Origin of the sequence: Bacillus sp. 22190, from assembly GCF_052045575.1 — a bacterium.
GTDB classification, from domain to species: domain Bacteria; phylum Bacillota; class Bacilli; order Bacillales; family Bacillaceae; genus Bacillus; species Bacillus altitudinis.
The window spans coordinates 36946-55756 of the sequence record NZ_JBQEPF010000019.1 but is presented as its reverse complement, the minus strand read 5'-3'; the positions used below and the strand labels follow the sequence as shown (position 1 = coordinate 55756).

The following is an 18811-nucleotide window of genomic DNA, read 5'->3' as shown; positions in this document are numbered from 1 at the left end:
GTGCGATTTGGTGATCCAATCGTTCAAGATACGGAACGGAATCATGGACATTGCCAGGCGTGACATGAGCATCTGTGATGATATTGTACTTCATATCCGTTGTACGGTGGTCTAGGTAGAAAAAGCCTTCTGGTTTGTTTTCACGATAAAGATAGCCACTTTCAGGATCAGTCGTACTTTGACGAATGTCTTTTTCCGTTTTCACCTCCTCTTTTACCTTTAAGGGCTTTTTTCCGTGTGCCACCCGATCTTCTTGGATCGCTTCTTCTAATTCATTTATATAGTTCTGGGTATCTTGTTCAATCGTTTTTCTTGTATATTTATGTTTATTGGCATTGGCTTTAAGATGAGTGGAGTCAGTAAAAAGAACGCGCCCTCCAACCATATCGTGATTGATGGCTTGAAGAACAATTTCATCGAAAATGTCTTGAAAAATGGTTGTATCTTTAAATCGAGTACGACGATTCCAGCTAATGGTCGAGTGATGGGGAACGGGGTCATTGATGTTTAAACCTAAAAACCATCTATACGCCATGTTATAGTAAATTTCTTTTTCAAGTTGTCTTTCAGAACGGATACCGTACAGGTATCCAATAAACATCATTTTAAACAAAATAAGTGGATCAAGTGAGGGACGACCTTTATTCTCACTATAATATGGTTTTACTTTGTCTATGATAAATGAAAAATCAATGTACTGATCAATTTTACGAAGCAGGTGATCCTCTTCGACCAATTGATCTAGCAAAACAAATTCGGCTTCGTGCTGAGAAGAATTTCTAGTGTGGAACATGAGAAAAACACCTTCCTTTAGTATGCTTTTCTCTATTATAAAATGGGATAGTGGAAAATTTAAGGAAAAAAATAAAGCTGTCGAGATTTTCTCGACAGCCTGAAGGGCTAAACAGAGTTTAGCCCTTTCTCTTCTTTTCAGCGTGATAGAAAACCTTTGCAGCCCTAGGAAAGACGAGTACCGGCGCGGAGCGAATTTCACATTCGTGAGCACCGGCACGCAGGACTGACACCGAATGCGAGGGTTTGTCTACACGCTGAGGCTAAACGGAGTTTAGCCCTTTTCTTGTGGTAGCGGTAAACGAATGATAAATGTTGTTCCTTTATGTTTTTCGCTTTTTAAATCAATCTGTCCGTCATGCAAGTCCACAAGCTGCTTGACAATCGACAATCCAAGTCCGTATTCTCCATATGGTGTATTCGTTCTCGAAATATCCGCTTTATAAAAACGTTCCCAAATGTGTTTGACTTCTTCAGGTGCAATGCCGATTCCCGTGTCTTCTACTTCAATGATCGTTTCCCCATTCTCTTCTTTCCCTCTCAAAGAAATACGGCCGCCTTCTGTAAATTGAATGGCGTTCTTTGTGATGTTGACGAGAATTTGAATGAGCCGGTCATAATCTGCGTATACCTTTTGTTCAGGGTGAACCTCTACCATGAGCTGATTGTTTTTCTCTTCAGCCATTCGGCTCAGCTGCTCCTTAATCACTTCAAACGTATCAATGAGTGGATAGTGAAATTTTTGAAGGGTGATTTGATTCGACCTGATTTTCTCATAATCCATATTTTCATTGACGAGACGAAGCATTCGTTTTGTTTCATCAGTGATGAGCGCATAGCATTTCTCTTTCTCTTCTGCCGGCACATCCGCAGTATTCAGCCATTCGACCAATCCTCGAATGGTCGTCAGCGGTGTTTTCAATTCGTGAGACACATCCGCAATGAATTGTCGCCTACGCTTTTCGAGCCGGTCAATTTCCTCTCTTGACCGTTGAAGACGATTGGCCATCATATTAAAATCCTCACCTAGTGTACCAATTTCATCAAGGTGTTTGTTTTCAAGATGAATGTTGTAGTCACCATGCGCAATTTTCTCAGTTGCCTCTCTCAGTTTTTTGATACGATTCACATGGAACTTCGACAGAAACAGACTGAGAATAAAGGTAATCGTCAATGCCACAAACACGATGATATATAAATACCGATTCATTTGAGCAATCAGCTCTTCTGCTCCTTGAATAGGAGCTATGAGCACCACCCCGCCCTTCAGCTTTCCGTCTTCCATGACAGGAAGTGCCACAAGTGATGCTTCTTGATCAAGCCGGCGTGAATCACTTCGCTTGACAATAATTTCTTCTCCTTTTGCGAGCTTGGCCCACAAATCTTTTGTGAGTAACGCTTCATGCGGCGGCATCTCTTGCTGCTGAGATAGCACAGTCCCTTTTTCATCAAAGACGAAAAAACGGATTTGTCTCGTCGAAAGAATGTCTTCAAATGGACGCAAACGGAAGTTCATCTCGGCTTTCGACAATTGTTTAAAATTCTCCAAAATTTCATTCCCATACGAACTCATTTCGTCTACCCTATTTTGATAAGCAATATCTTTCACAAAATGAGACATCAAGGTGCTGATAATAATGATGGCAATGAGCAATAACCCAAGGTGACTAATCAGCAACTGGTAAAAATATTTAATCTTCATCGAACTTATACCCTACGCCCCATACCGTATACAGAAAGGGCTTAGGTCCGTCTCCGATTTTTTGGCGCAACCGTTTAATATGAACATCAACTGTTCGTTCATCACCATAAAATTGGTATCCCCAAATTTGCTCAAGCAATTGTTCTCGTGAAAATACTTGCCGAGGATGCTGTATAAAAAAGCACAGCAGATCGTATTCCTTTGGCGTTAAATTTTCGATCCGTTTCCCCTCTAGAAACACTTCTCTCGTTTTTTTATCTAACTGAAAATGTTCAGTCTCCAGCCGTTCGTCCTCTTTCGCTCCTTCTTCAGTAGATGTTGTTTGAGCAAAACGTCGTTTCACTGCTTTGATTCTTGCCATTAAGGTGAGCGGACTAAAGGGTTTTGTCACATAATCATCTGCCCCAAGATCGAAGCCCAGCACCTGATCAGATTCCGTTTCCTTTGCTGTCAGCATAATAATCGGAACATCACTAATCTGGCGTACTTTTTGACAAATGGTCAGTCCATCCATTGAAGGAAGCATGACATCTAAGATGAGCAGATCCCAATCCTCCTCTTGCTTAAATCGATTCAATCCTTCTAATCCATCATGGACGAATTCCGCTTGAAACCCTTCTCGTTGAAAAAACATATCCGTCATTGTACAAACACTCTGGTTATCTTCAATCATTAATATTTTCATCATCAGCCTCCGCTGTTGCCTTTGTTTTTCTTTATGTAGCTTTATTTTACATGTTCCTTCTCAAATCTCAATTGGATTGATACGATTTCATGAACTTATCATGCTTTGGTCATCTTTTATTCATACTTTTTGATGGAGCTGGGTGTCGAGGTGACCCGCATTGATTTTTGTTATGAAAAAAAGCTCATCTGATTGATGAGCCCAAATTGTTGACAAAGGGCTAAAATGAACTTGATTTTAGTCCTTTGTCTTCTTTTCAGCGTGATAGAAAATCTTTGCAGTCTAGGAAGGACGAGTACTGGCGCGGAGCGAATTTGACATTCGTGAGCACCAGCACGCAGAACTGACAAAGAATGCGAGGGTTTGTCTACACGCTGAGCTCATCTGATTGATGAGCCCTTTTCCTTGTCATGCCAGCAGTTGCAAGTAAGCAGCGTCATTCCCCTCTTCAACCGCCTGTAAAAGCTGCTTTGCCTGTGATGTGCTGGTGACGCTGCTTAGCTTTTGTATGATGTCTTCTGTCGATAACGCACAGCCTGGTGCTCCCCGGGGGATATCGACTCGTTTGCTGATGGTGGTGCCGTCAGATAAGTTGAGCTTTACAATCGTAAATCGTCCTTTTGGCACTGCGTCTGGATGGGGTTGTGTCGTTTGATCATACACTCTATTTACCCGCTTCATCCATGCCCGCAGCTCTGGTGAAATGTTTTTTTTCGTAAAAGCATCCAGTGATAAAGGTTGTCCAAACACTGCTAGTGCGATGACATACTCGACACTAAATCGTCCCTCTTCTCCCGTCAAAGGTGTCCGCTCCGTGAGTGCGGCATCTCCGCCAGGCGGAAACATGACGTCGACCTGTACGATCTTCTCCTGTAAGGAAGAGTGTTCTTGTACTAATGACTCGATCGCATCGGCTGCATGATGCGCCGCTGAACAGAACGGATACACTTTAAACCATAGACCTGGCGACACGATACGCCATGCAGTGCCATAGTCCTCTAGCAGACGTCTTTCCGCCAGTTTCTGATCCCCATAGAGAGAAAAGAAGCCCAACTCCCCATCTAGAAGCGATTCACTCCCGCCAAAACCTGAGCAAGCTAAATCCATGGACCATACGGCTGTTTTAGCGGCTAAGCCGGCTTGCAATGGTTTCATATCAGTCCCAAACTGCTTTCGCATTCCAACTGATTGCGCACCAGCAAAACCGATCGCTTTCGCCAGCTCTTTCTGTGAAACTTGTTTCAAATAACCAATCGCACAGACCGCTGCAATGGCTCCGAGAGTTCCGGTATTATGCCAGCCCCGCTCATAATGCGACTTGCCAATGGATTCACCTAGCCTTGCCATCACTTCGACGCCAGTAATGTAGGCTGCTAGAAATCGATCACCGTACGCCTCCCCGTTGGTCAGCTGGGAAAGCAAGGCCGGAATGATCACTGCACTTGGGTGTCCTCTCACATCAGAATGCACATCATCATAATCAAGGGCGTGAATCAGGTAGCCATTTAGCATGGCTGCGGATTGACGGCTGACCTTCTTCCCTTGTCCAATGACAGGAATTTGAGCCGCGCCGCCTTCTTGTTCCACGAGCGTCATGAGCTTCTGAATCCCTTCATCCTCTTTTGCAGCAAGCGCTGCTGCCGCAGCGTCTAATAGACCGTTTCGAGCCATTTGAATGGCTCGTTGATCTTGCAGCGGATCAGCAGAGAGTACTGCCTCTGCGAGCTGTTTCGTTAGTTCCATGATCTTGACTCCAACGCCCGAACCGCAAGCTCGGAGAAGAAGGCAGCGGCAACAGGGAGTGCGTCTTCATTTAACGTAAAGGCAGGGTGATGCCACTCCTTTGTACCGCTCGTCCCCATCCAGACGAAAAAGCCTGGAATGCGTTCTTGGTAAAGGGCAAAGTCTTCTCCGCCTGGTGACTGCTCTGCCTCCACTACTGCGAGATCAAGCGCTCCTGCTGTTTCTTCCACAACCTTTGTCAAACGCTCGTCATTCATCACAGAAGGCAAATACGGATGCCATTTCACATCTGCCTTTGCGCCAAACCCTTCTGCGATACCGCTCACGATTTGTTTCATGAGATCTGGAATCATCGCTCTCACTTCAGGTTCAAACGTCCGAACGGTCCCTTCCATCTCGACGCGATCAGGTATCACATTCCATGATGTGCCGCCTTGAATACGTGTGATGCTGACAACCGCATGATGCAAAGAACTAATGCGGCGGCTGACAATTTGCTGTAGGGCGCTTGTGATCTGACCGCTGATGGCAATCGGATCAATTGTGTGATTTGGAATTCCAGCATGACCACCCGTTCCTTGAATGTCAATTTCAAAGCGATCGACGCTCGCCATTAATGCTTTTTCTCTTATCCCGATGGTGCCAACTGGCAGGTTAGGTTTATTGTGCATACCAAATATCGCATCCACTCCATTTAAGACGCCTGCCTCTATGACGTGTTTCGCTCCTTGCGCCACTTCCTCAGCCGGCTGGAACAAAATGCGCACTGTTCCCTTGAGCTCATGTTTCCGTTCGTTTAATAGGACGGCCGCACCAAAAATCGAAGCGGTATGGAAATCATGACCGCATGCATGCATTTTTCCTTGTATCTTTGAAGAAAATGGTTCGCCAGATGCTTCTTCAATTGGAAGTGCGTCAATATCGGCTCTCAGAGCAATCGTTGGTCCCTCTTGTTCTCCTTTGATTTCACAAACGACCCCTGTTTGAAGATCTGGAAAATCGAGTACAGTGATCCCTTCCTCTTCTAACCAGCCTCGTAGTTTTTTGGTCGTTTCATATTCTTCAAATGCCAGCTCTGGATGCTCATGAAGCGCTCGGCGTATGTTAATTAAACGTTTGTTTAAAGCTTGATTTCCTAATGATTTCACTGATACTCACCCCTCTAAAGAGTAAAAAGCAGCTTATGCTTCTTCAGCCGCTGCTTCTTTTTGGATAAATCGTTTTGTTCGTTCATTCTTCGTTTCGTCAAATAGTTCGGTTGGCGTTCCCTGCTCAATGATATGACCATCTGCCATAAAAATCACATGATCTGCTACTTCTCTTGCAAACGCCATTTCATGTGTCACGATGATCATCGTCGTTTCTTGAATGGCAATGGATTTAATCACTTGAAGCACACCTGAAACAAGCTCTGGATCTAGTGCTGACGTTGGTTCATCCAGCAAAATCGCATGTGGATCGACCGCTAACGCACGGGCAATCCCGATTCGCTGCTGCTGACCGCCGGATAGTGTGACCGGATAGCTGTCAGCTTTTTGTTCTAGCCCTACTTGTTTCAATAGCTTCATACCAATTTCATTTGCCTGCTGTTTTGTCATTTTTTTCGTCACAAGCAGTGACTCTGTAATGTTTTGCAGGGCTGTTTTGTTTTTGAATAAATTATAGTTTTGAAACACCATGGCCGTTTGCTGACGCAGGTGATGGGCTTCTTTACGTGTATATTTAGACGCATTCAGCTTCGCATCGCCAATTTCAATCGTACCTTCATCTGGCGTTTCTAATAGATTTAGACAGCGCAGCAATGTTGATTTACCGGAGCCAGAAGGTCCGATAATGGCCACAACCTGCCCTTTTTGCACGTCAAGATTAATTCCGTCTAAGACGACAAGGTCGCCGAATGATTTTTTCAAATTGGTGAGCTTGATCATGTCCACACCTCCTTAATTCCGGTAAGGTTTGCTGATTTTTCGTTCAAATAGGTCTTGCAGGAAACTATAAATGATGGTGAGCACCCAATACACAATGCCAACCGCTAAATACGTTTCAAAGTACTTATAGTTGGCCGATGCAATCATTTTCCCTTGCGCAAACATTTCTGCCACCCCAATGGTAAAGGCAAGCGATGTTTCTTTTAAAAGACCAATAAAGGTATTCCCCGTCGCTGGAATGGCATTTCTGACGGCCTGCGGGAAAATAATTCTGACGTAAGACTGCCATCTTGTCATGCCGACAGACAGGCACGCCTCAAGCTGCCCTTCATCCACTGAATTAAGAGCCGCTCTAAAAATTTCTGCTAAGTACGCTGAGTTTTTAATACTTAAACCGATAATGACCGCTGTTAGAGCATCCATTGAGGTCATCGCAGGGAATAGCTGCGGAAGACCAAAATAAATGAGAAAGAGCTGAACCAAAGTTGGAACCGCTCTGAAAAAAGAAATATACAGCTTGGCAAATTGGTATAAGACAGGTATCCGGTTTTTCGTTATAAGCGCGAATACCACACCAATGATAATGGCAAATACCATGGAGACAATCGCCATGAAGATCGTTATCGGCAAGTATTGAATCAAGGTTGGAAAAACCGTCACCATATACTGCCAATCAATGTGATTCATGTCTGCTTTTCACCGCCGCTGTTGTTATTTTTTAATCGGCACTGTGACATCGTCTTTGAAATATTTCTCAGACAATTTCTTCAGTGTTCCGTCTTCTCTTAATTCTTTGATCGCTTTATTGAATTCTTCTCTTAGCTTGTCGTGCTTTTCATCTTTGGCAAATGGGTAGCCGACTTCTTCATATACGATTGGGTTGCCGACGATTTTGAGTGGAAGTCCTGTTTTTTCAATTTGAGCTAACAAGACACTGCGTCCGTTGACGTAAGCATCTACACGGCCATTTGCAACTTCATTTAAGACACCGTCTTGTGTTTCATATGTTTTGATGTTGATTTTCTTGTCTGGGTCTTTGCTCTCTAGGTTTTTGGCATGGTTTGAGCCAAGAACAGCCGCCACCGTTTTTCCTTTTAAGTCGTCAAGTCCTTTAATGTCCTTGTTGTCCTTCTTGACAATGATTTGTGTTCCTGCGTATGCATACGTATCTGTAAAGTTGAACGTTTGTTTACGCTCATCTGTAATCGCAACTTGGTTTGATACGGTATCCAGCTTACCAGATGTCAGCTGGCCCATCAGTCCGCTGAATTCACTCAGCTGCCAGTCTAGTTTGTAGCCTAGTTTTTTCGCAATGGCTTCTGTGACTTCGACATCAAATCCTACTAGTTTGCCGTTTTCTTTATAAGCAAATGGATAGCTTTGTCCTGTAGCGCCCACTTTAAGCACTTTCTCATCTTTGCCTTCACTCTGATTGCCCCCGCCGCATGCTGCTAACACCGCAAGCATTGCCGCAAATAAAACAACTAGCCACTTTTTGTTTTTCATGTTCGTACACCCTTCTTTCCTCTTATGGTTGTGTAATATCTGATCGTAATTGTTTTTTAAAATAAATGGTGATATGGCCTTTGCCTAGATCCTTTTCACCTGCTCTGACATAGCCTTTACGCTCATACATGTCCATGAGCCACGGATGCTTATCAGCTGTCCCAAGAGAGACAAACGGTACCTTTAGTGTGTCCCTTAGCACTTCCGTTTCAACCCACTCAAGCAAGGCTGAGCCTGTGCCTTTTTTTGCCGCTGGTTCTGAAGCAAACCACCATATATGCGGAACGCCGAATGGTCCTGGCTGTTCTCCCCAAGGCATACGGAGTGATAAGGTGGAGAGAAGCTCTCCGTTTTCTTCCATTACATAGCAAAGGTTCTTTTGTACATTTTTCTGAACGAGGGCGACATCTGCATGTGCTGCTTGGAACTGGATGCCGAGCTCACGAATCGGTTCATAGGCTCTTGTTGTCAGTTCAAGCAGCGCTTCTATATCATCCTCAGTTGCCAGACGAAACGTATATCCCAACGTTAGTCACCTCACCTTTATGTCGTGTAGCGATTTTTTGGCTGTTTTAATCCGAGATTTTCTCGTAAAGTTTGTCCTGTGTATTCTGTTTTGAACAGGCCTCTTTCCTGAAGGATCGGAACGACGCGGTCTACGAAGGCATCAAGGCCTTCTGGCAATAATGGCGGCATCACGTTAAAACCGTCGGCTGCTTCTTCAACGAGCCATGTCTCCATCACATCTGCTAGTTGCTCTGGTGTTCCAATGAAGATATGGTGCCCGCGGGACCCTGCAACAGATTGGTAGAGCTGGCGAATGGTCAGGTTGTCCTTTCTCGCCATATTCATCACAAGGTCAAAGCGGCTTTTCACGGCATTTGACGCGCTTGGATCAATCTCTGGAAGCGGTTCGTCTAGTGGATACTGCGAAAGATCAATACCCCCTAAGTAGTTTTGTAAAATGCTAAGGCCGATCTCTGGAACAATCAGCTCTTGTAATTCTTCATACTTCGCTTTTGCCTCTTCTACTGTATCGGCAATGATTGGGAAGATGCCCGGCATGATGCTGACATCTTCTCTCGCTCGTCCAGCAGCCTCTACTTTCCCCTTCAAGCTTTGGTAAAATTCCTTCGCTTTGTCGAGATCGTTTTGTGCCGTGAAAATGAGCTCAGCCGTTTTAGCCGCAAGCTTTTGACCATCTTCAGAAGACCCTGCTTGAATGATCACCGGCTGTCCTTGAGGGGTGCGTGATACGTTAAGCGGACCCCGTACGGAGAAAAATTCACCTTTGTGCTGCAGCTCATGAAGCTTACTAGACTCAAAGAATTCTCCTGTTTCTTGGTTTCTGATAAGTGCGTCCTCTTCCCAAGAATCCCACAGACCTTTGACGACATCGACGAATTCTTCAGCTCGCTCGTATCGTTTGTGGTGCGCTAAATGCTCTTCTCCGCTAAAATTTTTCGCTGTTTCTTCAATAGAAGATGTGACCACATTCCATGCTGCTCGTCCGCCTGATAAATGATCGAGTGAGGCAAACTGTCTCGCAATATGGAACGGCTCACTGTATGTAGTTGATGCTGTTGCTGCTAAACCAATTGTTGAGGTAGACTCTGCAATCGAAGAAAGCAGGGTGAGCGGTTCAAATCTCGTTAATACATTTGGATGAGATGTATGATTAATTGATAAGCTGTCGGCTAAAAAGAGCAAATCCAGCTTCCCTTCCTCGGCCTTTTTCGCTAATTGTTTAAAGTAATCAAGATTCATGGCTGCGTCTGGTACTGCTTTCGGATGTCTCCAAGAGGCGACATGATGTCCAGTTCCTGCGATGAATACGCCTAGCTTGAGCTTCCGTTTCGGCTGTGACACTTGTTCTTCATCCTTTCTATATCTTCCTTGTATCAAGTGATTATTTTACAAGATACATTTTTCTGATTGAATTAATCGGTTTTATCCATAAAAAAAGGGCAAATGTTGTGAAAAATGAAAAATAATTATTACTATATGCCCTTTTTACATGATTGTCAACCGCCTTCTGAACCTCCAAAAAAAGGGATTTACAGGCGTTTACGGCGGATCAATTTCAATATTTCCGATGAGCCGGTCCGTGGAGTGTGTCATCAATTGACTGCGCTCCAGTACGTTATGGGCAATCACCGAATGAGTGGAAGATACGGTGCGGACGGCAATCGCTTTTTGAGGAGAGAGATTAATGATGTTATTCCGCAGCACACGTGCTGAGACAACCTCATCAAGAAAAACGGCTGTCGGCTGTCCGATCGAACGATTTAAATAAAAGCGGTTATCTCCAATTTGAGGTGAGCCATTTTTAATATACATCACCACATATAAGGACGTTTCTTCAAAGGAATTGTCTTTAATCTCTAAAGGAGCGGTCGTATTGCTGTAGACGGCATAGTTTTGATAGTGCTTAAAACGATTCTGCCATATGAAAGCCTTTGCATTTCCTGTCACGCTGATTGTATACGAAGATGCGAGCTGTGAATGTCCTTCTTGAATAAAGTGATTGCCGTTGATCCCCGCTTCTCCCTCCTGCACCCATATCCCTCGGCTGAATTCCTTGAATTGATTATGCTGAATGAGAATATTCGTTCCTCTGACCATCGCCGCATCGATGACAGAGTAGACGGTATTGTTTGAAAAGACAATGCTGTCTGATTGATAAATACGCAGCGATGTACTTCTAAGCCGTGTGTTTGTCCCTGACTCAATATGATTTCCTTCTATTAAAATACGATTGGCCATATAGACAGACACAGCCGCATCTTCAAAAAGACTGATTTTATTACCTGTGATGTGCACGCTGTCTCCCCTCACATCAATCCCCTTTTCAAACCCTTCAATCATATTGCCAATAATGATCACATTGTTTTCCGATTGATCAAGCGGCACGCCTAAGCTCGTAATCCCTGCTTTTGTCACGCCCCCACCCGCTGCACGAATCAAATTATTCGCAATGATCATTTCAGTGGCGAAGCCATAGGAGATACTGCTGTCCGTTTGATTACCTTCAATGATCACACCATAGCCATTGAAATTATAGATAGAGCTGGCTGCGCCGCCTCTGACTATGTTGTTTCGAATCTGAATATTCAGCGGTTCCTCCAAGTTGGTCGCATTTTCTCCGTATCCTTCAATATCAATGCCCATTTTTGGCTCGACACCATTTACCCCTGCCCTTTCAAGCAAACAGTCTTCCACAATGACACCATCACAGCCTGTAATAGACATATTGTTTCGCCTTGAGTCAGTGATGGTGCAGCCAGAAATATGAATAGACGAAGCAGGCGAGTACGATTCGATATGGGTCAATAAACCGTGCGGACTGACAATGATGCCGTCTCCCGTACAATTGTTGATTTGAACACGATCGATATTCACATGGGAAGCACCTTCAATACACACACCGAAGCCCCATTCATGTGTTTTTCTTTCTGGCGGGAGTACCTTGTACACATGCTCATCACGATCGCCTTCAATCCGCCCGCCCCGAATGGTCACATGCTCTACCTCTCCAATATAAAAGGCTGCATATCCCCACGAATCATTTGGTTTCACTTTGATAACGGCATCTGATGCCATCTCAATACAAATATGACTTGGCACTCGTATGCCGGCATTACGAAAAGGAAAAAATTGATCCCCCCTGTACACCGCATCTATTAGATACGTTCCACTCGGCAGCCAGACGTGGGAGTAGCCCTGTGCTTTTGTCCATTCCAGGCATTCGTTCAGTTTCGCTGTACAGTCCGTTTTCCCGTCAGCAATCACGCCAAAGTCTAATACATTGACAATGGGTTTCTTCAGATCAGATTCATTTACATCCCCCAATGAAAACCCCTCCTTTTTACACATGTCCTCTTGTCATCCTATGCATGTGGAAAAGGTTTGCTTGTACGATATTTCAAATTTTATATAAATTCTTCTGGAATAACTTTCCGATGATTTTCACTTGAGCGAATTTTTCATTTTTTTGAGTCTTTACGCCTATTGAACTAACATTTTCCTGTTTTAGAATAGTTTTATATTGACACAAGAACTATACAAGAATATCATTTTTCTCATATCTCTTTTTTTAAGAAAGGATCTATGCCATGTCTACAATTGACCACGATAAAATTGTTAAAAGTGTTCCTCAAAAAGGTTTTTTTGGACATCCTAAAGGACTTTACACACTGTTTTTCACTGAATTTTGGGAGCGTTTTTCTTATTATGGCATGCGTGCACTGCTTATTTATTATATGTACACAGAGGTGACAAAAGGCGGTCTTGGCTTCGACCAGACAACCGCTAATTCGATCATGTCTGTCTATGGTGCGCTTGTCTATATGTCAGGAGTTATTGGCGGATGGCTCGCCGACCGGGTATTTGGTTCGTCCAGTACGGTGTTTTATGGCGGAGTTTTCATTATGCTTGGCCACGTGATTTTGGCTTTGCCAAGTGGAGCAACAGCGCTCTTTATTAGTATGGGACTGATTATTATTGGGACAGGTCTTCTTAAGCCAAACGTTTCAAATATTGTTGGCGACCTGTATACAAAAACAGATCCACGTAGGGACTCTGGATTTAGTATTTTCTACATGGGGATCAACATGGGTGGCTTTATCTCCCCATTAATTGTCGGAACACTCGGTCAAAAAGTGAATTTCCACCTCGGGTTCTCACTCGCTGCCGTCGGGATGCTTGTTGGACTCATTACATTTGTGGTCACAAAAAAACCGAACCTTGGTCTTGCCGGCACTTATGTGACAAATCCATTATCAGCTGCCGAACGTAAGAACTTCAAAATTTACGGATCATTGGTTGTGATCTTGCTCGCAGTTTTTGCTGTCATTGGCATTCAAACAGGCGCACTCACAATTAATTTATTCACTTGGTTTGTCAGTGTTCTTGGTGTGCTCATTCCGATTGTTTATTTCATTATCATGTACTTCAGTAAAAAGACGAGCGAAGTAGAGCAATCCAGAGTTCTCGCTTATATTCCATTGTTCCTTGCTGCGGTGATGTTCTGGGCGATTCAAGAACAAGGTTCAAACATTTTAGCGACATATGCAGATCAACGAACAAACTTGAATTTCCTTGGGATGACACTAGCGTCTTCGTGGTTCCAATCATTGAACCCGATCTTTATTGTGCTGCTGTCTCCAGTGTTTGCTTGGTTATGGGTCAGACTTGGCAAGAAACAGCCGTCTACCCCGATTAAGTTCTCACTCGGCCTTCTGTTTGCAGGATTATCCTTCATCATCATGATCATTCCTGCATACATGTCTGGTCCGAACACACTTGTGAGCCCATTATGGCTCGTTCTGAGCTTCTTCCTCGTCGTGATCGGAGAGCTCTGCTTATCACCAGTTGGACTGTCAGCGACAACAAAGCTGGCACCTGCTGCCTTCTCAGCACAAACGATGAGCCTTTGGTTCCTTTCAAATGCGATGGCACAGGCGATCAATGCGCAAGTAGTCAAACTGTTTGATAAAGTGCCAGAAACCGTCTATTTCGGTATCATCGGATTGCTGGCCATCGTTTTATGCGTTGTAATGCTATTACTGACACCAGTGATTAAGAAAGCGATGAAAGGCGTTCATTAATAAAAAACTGGACATGAGTACATCATGTCCAGTTTTTGCTTTTTTTATAATAATCCTTCATTTTTTCAGCATCTTCATTATGGAATATAATATGATGGATCCATCGGCAGTAAAAGGGAACAAATTCACAAGGTTTAATATACAAATAAATGCAAATGCATTCCAGTATATGCTGATATCATAGTATAATAAGATCCCTCCACTAATCGGCAAAATAATATTAGGTGCTACTGAAATGATAAAAATATGAAGATATTCTTTATCATTTAGGTATGTAACGCTAGCTCCAAAAAAATTAAGCTTCATCCCTAATATCTTCTTTCGAAATTTTTTTATCAACAACAAATGAATAGCTTCATGGATAATAAGCACACTCATCAATATAAGATAAAAAAGAATAAACCCTTTTATAAATAAAATCAGGTTTTCCATACTTTATTTCGTTGTTTTTTTAGACTTGATAATAGCAAATAGCGCAACAATAAAGAGAATATATATAACATATATAATTAAAATTTGAGATGTAAATGAAAAATTCGTATACAATTCTTCTTCATTCATTGTCATATCAATTTTCAGTCCTAATTTTGACATATATACGCCAGTCTCATCAATAGAAAAAAGAGTCGTTATATAATCAATTAAAAAAGCAACTAAATACAAAATTGTACCTAAAAAAATCCACCTAGGCAGCCTCATCTAAATAACTCCTTTCCAACAAATAATATTTAACTGAGAATAGCAACAAGTATACAGAGACAAAAATAAGCACACTATTTGAAATTAGGTAAAGTCCTACAGCCATTACAATACATAGTACAGAAGCAGAGAACTCATTTAAAGAACTCTTATTTTTCGGAAATATAATACTCATTATCAGCCCTGCTTCAAATAAAATGACACCGTAATAGAGACTTTTTACGAAATCACCTGATAATATCAATGATGTGATTACAAGTGGTAAATTGATTATGAAATTCATAAATGTTGTAATAAAAGATTCTTTTAAAGAAGTTATCCCAAAAAATGAATTCATTTTGCGATATGATACAGTTGTATTAAAATATCTAATAGATGAAAATGAAATAATAGGATATATGTATGCAAGTGTAGTCAATGAAATGAGAATATTTTTAGTATCAAAAAGGGATAATACAAAGACCAGAAATACTACACCTAAAAGCCTTATGGTTAATTTACTCCTAATAGTTCCGAGTATAATTAAATTTAATTTATTCATTTTCATATTAAAAGGCAGTTTTAAAATATAAAAATCATTAGAAGTATATATATCATTATCAATCTTTGTGTGTAGATAATGGATACATAGCACAAATAAAGCAATTAAAATACACAAAATAAGCATGAACTTAACCACTAAGGCATGGTCAACAATCATATTAAATGTCTGAAATTTCATGTCAATTCTAAAACGAAAAGAGAAATAATAAAGGAAAAGAAACAACACTAATAACCCATTATTTATATTAAAAAAATTTAATCTAACAAGGCTACTTAAAGAATAAAAAATTAAATAATAAAAACAGATACTTGCAACGAATAAAATCTGGCAATATATCAAGATTAAAAAATTTAATCCTATACTATAGTGGAATAACCTCAACATAGGGATCATTATTGCGAAAACAATTAAAAAAGACCAATAACTTAATAATAGTTTGAAAATAACGCTACCAAACCATATACTCCCTTTTTCAAAAGGAAGGATCTTTAGCAGAAATTGCATTTTTTTTGTAAGGGAGAAGGATAGGGTTACAATTAAATAAATAACACCAGTGATAATAATGATCATATTAGTTAGACTAGAGAACAGCGAGTTTCTCAATTCATTAGAAACTTCATTCCTATTTATAAAAATTTTATTTAATTCAGACATATTTAAATAGAAATACATAATATAAACAGCTAAGATAATACCTAATAACAGATATCTATTATGCCTTTTTTTGAAAATATTATTTGATAATAAATTATGACAAATCTCATTAAGTAAGACTTTTGTTACGAGAAACGAATCCATCAATTTTTTCATAGTATTTTTGTAATTCTCCATTATTTATTACGATCCCTTCAATTTCTCCAACATTCTTAATAGTGCTCAAGGTGCCTTTGCTCAGTAAATAAACATTGGCCTGTTCGTTACGCATAATAAAATCCATGTTATGTGAAATTAAGATGAATTTTCTAAGTGCAGAGTATTTTTTTATTAAATACTCTGTCAATAAATAGCTTTCATAATCGAGTCCATTAAATACTTCATCCGCCAATACATATTCAACTTCTAAAGCCAAAGCAATCCCTATTTGTAATTTCTTTTTCATACCATAAGAATAATTACTAATTTTTTCATCTAAAAATGGTGTCAGATGATACATTTCAGTAATAAACTCAAATAATTTCTTATTTATATCCCTATATCTCCTAAAAATAAAATCAGCATATTCATTGCCTGACAAATATTCAGGCAAATAAAAGTCAGATGGTATATAGAACATTTTAAGTTTTGCTTCTTTTTCCTTTCTGCTAACAGAATTAATTTTTATATCTCCTTTTTGAAAGGAAGTTATATCGCATATGCAATTTAGAAGTGTAGTTTTCCCTGATCCATTTACTCCAACAATGATATCGATTCCTTTAGAATCAAACGTTATACTTAAGTTATTCAGAACGGGGCTACCATTATAGTTTTTTTCTAAGTTATTTATAGTGATCATATTTATCATTCCTATATTTAAATAATAGAGATTTTGAAGAACAGCCTAAGACTAATTTATTTTGCGTTACAACCTATCCCGATATCCCAAACTTTTGGCCAGTTCCACTTAACTTTACCTGAGAAACTGTAGCCTTTACTTGTACAATAAAATGCATAAGCAATACCAGAAAGTAATGCTATTAAAATAATAACCCATACTATCCATTTATTTTGAATAACGTTCTTATGTTTTTCATTTAAATAAGATCCCATTTTATATAGGCCAGACATTAATTTATTCTCAATTTTACTAATGACAAACACTTTATTCTCTCCTAACTGCTGTTCTTCAAAATACAATATAATATTAATTTTTTTATTTGGTAAAATCAAGAATATTTTACAATTTTAAGGTTATTTTAATCTATTATTCTTAAAGATCACCATTTCCCCGATCCATTATTTCAATAATTATTAAGTCCAATAGATTGTTTGAATATGACATTTTCCTAATTGATCACAAGAAAAAAACACCTTCAGATTTATATCAGAGGTGTTTTAAAATATCTCATACTCACATATTTAGTGTTTTTTTGATCTTAAAACCGGATCTCATCATCTCCGCGGATTTGCAGCTTCAGCGGCTCACTTTGTGCCTGATGCTTTTTCACATAGCGATGGTAGACAACATATCCAATGATCATGAGCGGTACGCCGACATATAGCCCGATGCGCTGCTCTTGATCAAAGGCAAGGCTGACCAACACGATGGTATTCAGTGTAATCGCAATGATTGGCAGCACCGGATAAAGAGGCGTTTTAAATTTTAAGTTTTCCAGTTTTCCGCCTGCTTTCAAATATTTTCTACGGAAAAGAAGCTGTGATAATGTAATCGTGATCCAGCCTGTCTGGGCACTCATTCCGGCAATGGACACGATCCAGGCAAATACCGTTTTCTCTGCAAAAAAACCGGATAACAGCGAAATCCCTGTAAACAGGAAAGTGAGCAGTAAGGCATTCATCGGAATACCGCGCTGATTGACGCGTCTAAATGCTTTTCCTGCCATTCCTTCCTTCGATAAGGAATACAGCATTCTCGTCGATGCATACAAGCCAGAGTTCGCAACAGATAATAAAGCAATAATAATGACAAAGTTCATGATGTCTGCCGCAAAAGGAATGCCCGTTCTCTCAAACACAGTAACAAATGGACTTTGCAGCACACTGGCTTCCTTCCAAGGCACCATACCGGCTAAGACGAAAATAGATAAGACGAAAAAGACAAGTGTACGCCATACGGTTTGATGAATCGAACGGGGAACGGTTTTCTCAGGGTTTTCACTTTCTCCTGCCGCAATCCCGATCAGCTCTGTTCCCTGAAACGAAAAATTCACCGTGATCATCGTAACCACAACAGCAAGCAGACCATTTGGAAACAGCCCATCATTCACAAAATGGCTGAAGTAAGGGGCGGGTTCACCGCTCGTTGTATCAATAAACCCAAACATCGCCGCTCCGCCTACGCCAATAAAGAGTAAAATTGCAATAATCTTAATGGTAGAAAAGAAAAACTCCGACTCCCCGAACGCTTTCGCTGACCGGGCATTTAATAAGAAAAGACAGAGTCCGAATATGAGACACCAAATCCACACATCTACTTGCGGTAGCCAGCGCCTCATCAGCTGTCCTGCTGATAAGAACTCAAGGGCGACCGTTGCCGCCCAGCCGAGCCAATAAATCCAGCCGACAGCAAAACCCGCTGCCGGGCTGACAAATTTCGTCGCATACGTATGAAACGACCCCGACACAGGAAGTGCAACCGACAGCTCCCCAAGACACAGCATGGTTAAATACATGATCAATCCGCCCACAATATATGAAAGAACAGCTCCGACTGGCCCTGCTTGTCCAATCGTATAGCCCGTTCCTAAGAAAAAGCCTGTCCCAATGACACCGCCAAGTGAAATCATAAATAAATGGCGGGAGGTCATCGCCCTTTTCAATTGATCAGGCTGATTTTGTCCAACATCCACAATGATGCCCTCCTTCTTCTAAGATGCTCTGTTATCAAAACATGTCTCCATGTGATTCATTCCATTTTCAAAACAACCTACTAATTATACATCTTTT

At 41.1% G+C, this 18811-nt stretch carries 16 protein-coding genes; 1 reads left to right on the top strand and 15 read right to left on the bottom strand.

Annotated features, from left to right (window positions below; all coding sequences use genetic code 11):
* The 11 genes from ACTJKA_RS18065 to ACTJKA_RS18015 form a co-directional block, all read right to left on the bottom strand.
* A partial coding sequence (locus ACTJKA_RS18065) for a transposase (RefSeq protein WP_440607782.1) occupies positions 1 to 793 on the bottom strand: 793 nt, incomplete at its 3' end.
* 273 nt (positions 794 to 1066) lie between these two features.
* Positions 1067 to 2494: a sensor histidine kinase gene (locus ACTJKA_RS18060; protein WP_007498154.1), complete on the bottom strand. Its 1428-nt coding sequence runs from the start codon at positions 2492 to 2494 to the stop codon at positions 1067 to 1069.
* Complete coding sequence (locus tag ACTJKA_RS18055; protein ID WP_046527591.1) at positions 2484 to 3179, bottom strand: response regulator transcription factor; 696 nt, start codon at positions 3177 to 3179, stop codon at positions 2484 to 2486. The genes ACTJKA_RS18060 and ACTJKA_RS18055 overlap by 11 nt, the downstream gene beginning before the upstream one ends.
* Before the next feature lie 408 nt (positions 3180 to 3587).
* Complete coding sequence (locus ACTJKA_RS18050) at positions 3588 to 4922, bottom strand: MmgE/PrpD family protein (protein ID WP_440607880.1); 1335 nt, start codon at positions 4920 to 4922, stop codon at positions 3588 to 3590.
* Positions 4913 to 6070: an amidohydrolase gene (locus ACTJKA_RS18045; protein ID WP_440607879.1), complete on the bottom strand. Its 1158-nt coding sequence runs from the start codon at positions 6068 to 6070 to the stop codon at positions 4913 to 4915. The genes ACTJKA_RS18050 and ACTJKA_RS18045 overlap by 10 nt, the downstream gene beginning before the upstream one ends.
* Positions 6071 to 6103: 33 nt before the next feature.
* Entirely contained in the window at positions 6104 to 6850 is a 747-nt protein-coding gene (locus ACTJKA_RS18040) for an amino acid ABC transporter ATP-binding protein (RefSeq protein ID WP_007498162.1), read from the bottom strand.
* A 12-nt stretch (positions 6851 to 6862) separates the two neighbouring features.
* A complete protein-coding gene (locus ACTJKA_RS18035) occupies positions 6863 to 7537 on the bottom strand; it encodes an amino acid ABC transporter permease (RefSeq protein WP_007498163.1) in 675 nt (224 codons plus the stop codon).
* Between the two features lie 24 nt (positions 7538 to 7561).
* Positions 7562 to 8356: an amino acid ABC transporter substrate-binding protein gene (locus tag ACTJKA_RS18030; protein ID WP_008347268.1), complete on the bottom strand. Its 795-nt coding sequence runs from the start codon at positions 8354 to 8356 to the stop codon at positions 7562 to 7564.
* Positions 8357 to 8378: 22 nt separating this feature from the next.
* Positions 8379 to 8882, bottom strand: a complete 504-nt coding sequence (locus ACTJKA_RS18025; protein ID WP_024720188.1) for a GNAT family N-acetyltransferase — start codon at positions 8880 to 8882, stop codon at positions 8379 to 8381.
* A 17-nt stretch (positions 8883 to 8899) separates the two neighbouring features.
* Positions 8900 to 10225 carry an LLM class flavin-dependent oxidoreductase gene (locus ACTJKA_RS18020; RefSeq protein ID WP_440607878.1) on the bottom strand — a complete coding sequence of 442 codons (1326 nt, stop codon included), beginning with the start codon at positions 10223 to 10225 and terminating at the stop codon, positions 8900 to 8902.
* Positions 10226 to 10423: 198 nt separating this feature from the next.
* Positions 10424 to 12208, bottom strand: coding sequence for a right-handed parallel beta-helix repeat-containing protein (locus ACTJKA_RS18015; RefSeq protein WP_255836173.1), 1785 nt, complete (start codon positions 12206 to 12208; stop codon positions 10424 to 10426).
* A gap of 263 nt (positions 12209 to 12471) precedes the next feature.
* Here ACTJKA_RS18015 and ACTJKA_RS18010 point away from each other — a divergent pair, with 263 nt between their 5' ends.
* Positions 12472 to 13965 carry a peptide MFS transporter gene (locus ACTJKA_RS18010; RefSeq protein ID WP_047202703.1) on the top strand — a complete coding sequence of 498 codons (1494 nt, stop codon included), beginning with the start codon at positions 12472 to 12474 and terminating at the stop codon, positions 13963 to 13965.
* Between the two features lie 57 nt (positions 13966 to 14022).
* Here the strand turns inward: ACTJKA_RS18010 and ACTJKA_RS18005 are convergent, their stop codons facing one another.
* The 4 genes from ACTJKA_RS18005 to ACTJKA_RS17990 form a co-directional block, all read right to left on the bottom strand.
* Positions 14023 to 14343: a metalloprotease family protein gene (locus ACTJKA_RS18005; protein ID WP_224930385.1), complete on the bottom strand. Its 321-nt coding sequence runs from the start codon at positions 14341 to 14343 to the stop codon at positions 14023 to 14025.
* 1628 nt (positions 14344 to 15971) lie between these two features.
* On the bottom strand, positions 15972 to 16700 hold the full coding sequence (locus ACTJKA_RS18000) for an ATP-binding cassette domain-containing protein (RefSeq protein ID WP_164511650.1): 729 nt from the start codon (positions 16698 to 16700) through the stop codon (positions 15972 to 15974).
* A gap of 56 nt (positions 16701 to 16756) precedes the next feature.
* The gene (locus tag ACTJKA_RS17995; RefSeq protein ID WP_125590129.1) at positions 16757 to 17005 is read right to left on the bottom strand and encodes a hypothetical protein; all 249 of its coding nucleotides are present in this window, start codon (positions 17003 to 17005) and stop codon (positions 16757 to 16759) included.
* 275 nt (positions 17006 to 17280) lie between these two features.
* Entirely contained in the window at positions 17281 to 18714 is a 1434-nt protein-coding gene (locus tag ACTJKA_RS17990; RefSeq protein ID WP_125590127.1) for an amino acid permease, read from the bottom strand.
* Positions 18715 to 18811: the final 97 nt, after the last annotated feature.